Origin of the sequence: Parasaccharibacter sp. TMW2.1882, assembly GCF_023337635.1 — a bacterium.
Taxonomy (GTDB): Bacteria; Pseudomonadota; Alphaproteobacteria; order Acetobacterales; family Acetobacteraceae; genus Bombella; species Bombella apis.
In genome coordinates this window covers 1-2,500 of record NZ_NWUT01000005.1, presented here as the reverse complement: position 1 = coordinate 2,500, position 2,500 = coordinate 1, and the positions used below count along the sequence as shown (strand labels likewise).

Genomic DNA, 2,500 nt, shown 5'->3' with positions numbered 1-2,500 from the left:
AATGGGTCAGCGAGTTTCTGTCCGTAGCAAGCTTAAGCCGATAGGTGTAGGCGTAGCGAAAGCGAGTCTGAATAGGGCGACTGAGTTACTGGTAGAAGACCCGAAACCGAGTGATCTAGCCATGGCCAGGCTGAAGGTGCGGTAACACGCACTGGAGGGCCGAACCCACGCCTGTTGAAAAAGTCGGGGATGAGCTGTGGCTAGGGGTGAAAGGCCAATCAAACTCGGAGATAGCTGGTTCTCCGCGAAATCTATTGAGGTAGATCGTCGTGTATTGCCCTCGGGGGTAGAGCACTGGATGGGCTAGGGGGGCCCAAAGCCTTACCACACCTAACCAAACTCCGAATACCGAGGAGTATGAGCACGGCAGACAGACAGTGGGTGCTAAGGTCCATTGTCGAGAGGGAAACAGCCCAGACCACCAGCTAAGGCCCCTAAATCGTGGCTAAGTGGGAAAGGATGTGGGGATTCCAAAACAACCAGGAGGTTGGCTTAGAAGCAGCCATCCTTTAAAGAAAGCGTAATAGCTCACTGGTCTAATAGAAACCCTGCGCCGAAAATGTAACGGGGCTCAAGCCACGTGCCGAAGCTGTGGGTGCATAGTTTACTATGCGCGGTAGCGGAGCGTTCTGTAAGCCTGCGAAGGAGACGGGGTGACCCTCTCTGGAGGTATCAGAAGTGCGAATGCTGACATGAGTAGCGACAAACAGTGCGAGAAACACTGTCGCCGAAAGTCCAAGGGTTCCTGCGCAAGGTTAATCCACGCAGGGTGAGCCGGCCCCTAAGGCGAGGGCGAAAGCCGTAGTCGATGGGAATCAGGTTAATAGTCCTGAGCCTGCCAGAAGTGACGAACGAGATATGTTGTCAGCTCTTATCGGATTGAGCTGGCTTTTGGACCGTTCCAGGAAATAGCTCTGGCATATAGACCGTACCCGAAACCGACACAGGTGGACTGGTAGAGTATACCAAGGCGCTTGAGAGAACGATGCTGAAGGAACTAGGCAAATTGCTCGTGTAACTTCGGAAGAAACGAGACCCGTTGGTGGGCAACCATCGGCGGGTGGCACAGACCAGGGGGTAGCGACTGTTTAGTAAAAACACAGGACTCTGCGAAATCGAAAGATGACGTATAGGGTCTGACGCCTGCCCGGTGCCGGAAGGTTAAGAGGAGATGTGCAAGCGTCGAATCGAAGCCCCGGTAAACGGCGGCCGTAACTATAACGGTCCTAAGGTAGCGAAATTCCTTGTCGGGTAAGTTCCGACCTGCACGAATGGCGTAACGACTTCCCCGCTGTCTCCAGCATCGGCTCAGCGAAATTGAACTCCCCGTGAAGATGCGGGGTACCCGCGGTCAGACGGAAAGACCCTATGAACCTTTACTGCAGCTTTACAGTGGTATCAGGAAAGTTTTGTGTAGGATAGGTGGGAGGCTTTGAAACCCGGGCGCCAGCTCAGGTGGAGCCATCCTTGAAATACCACCCTGAACTTTTCTGATATCTAACCGAGACCAGTCAGCCTGGTCCGGGACCCTGTATGGTGGGCAGTTTGACTGGGGCGGTCGCCTCCCAAAGAATAACGGAGGCGCGCGATGGTGGGCTCAGGCCGGTCGGAAACCGGCTGTCGAGTGCAATGGCATAAGCCCGCCTGACTGCGAGAGTGACAGCTCGAGCAGAGACGAAAGTCGGCCATAGTGATCCGGTGGTCCCGCGTGGATGGGCCATCGCTCAACGGATAAAAGGTACTCTAGGGATAACAGGCTGATCTCCCCCAAGAGTCCACATCGACGGGGAGGTTTGGCACCTCGATGTCGGCTCATCACATCCTGGGGCTGGAGCAGGTCCCAAGGGTTCGGCTGTTCGCCGATTAAAGTGGTACGTGAGCTGGGTTTAGAACGTCGTGAGACAGTTCGGTCCCTATCTGCCGTGGGTGTAAGAGACTTGAGAGGATTTGTCCCTAGTACGAGAGGACCGGGATGAACGAACCTCTGGTGCACCGGTTGTCGCGCCAGCGGCACAGCCGGGTAGCTAAGTTCGGAATGGATAACCGCTGAAAGCATCTAAGCGGGAAACCAGCCTCAAAACTAGGTCTCACAGGGCCGTCCAAGACCAGGACGTCGATAGGTCAGGTGTGAAAGCATGGCAACATGTGTAGCTGACTGATCCTAATCGCCCATATCTCTCACACATCAAAACACATGCACAGTAGTCAGTCACACTCCAGAAAACACCAACCAAAACACCCCCAAACACCCACATGGGTGAGCGGGAAGACCTGGTGGCCATGGCGGAGGATCCATACCCGATCCCATCCCGAACTCGGCCGTTAAAGCCTCCAGCGCCTATGATACTGCTCCTTAAGGAGCGGAAAAGTCGGTCGCCGCCAGGTCCCCTCGCTCACCCACCCCCATAAAAACCACCCACCAACGCGGGGTGGAGCAGCCCGGTAGCTCGTCAGGCTCATAACCTGAAGGTCGTAGGTTCAAATCCTACCCCCGCATCCA

1 tRNA gene and 2 rRNA genes (1 of these 3 cut by a window edge) are annotated in these 2,500 nt (G+C 55.3%); all 3 read left to right on the top strand.

What is annotated here, in order from left to right:
• Positions 1 to 2,185, top strand: a 23S ribosomal RNA gene (locus tag CO583_RS09175); it begins 552 nt to the left of the window's first position.
• An 85-nt stretch (positions 2,186 to 2,270) separates the two neighbouring features.
• Positions 2,271 to 2,385, top strand: a 5S ribosomal RNA gene (gene rrf / locus CO583_RS09170).
• A 38-nt stretch (positions 2,386 to 2,423) separates the two neighbouring features.
• Positions 2,424 to 2,500 (top strand) — tRNA-Met (locus tag CO583_RS09165).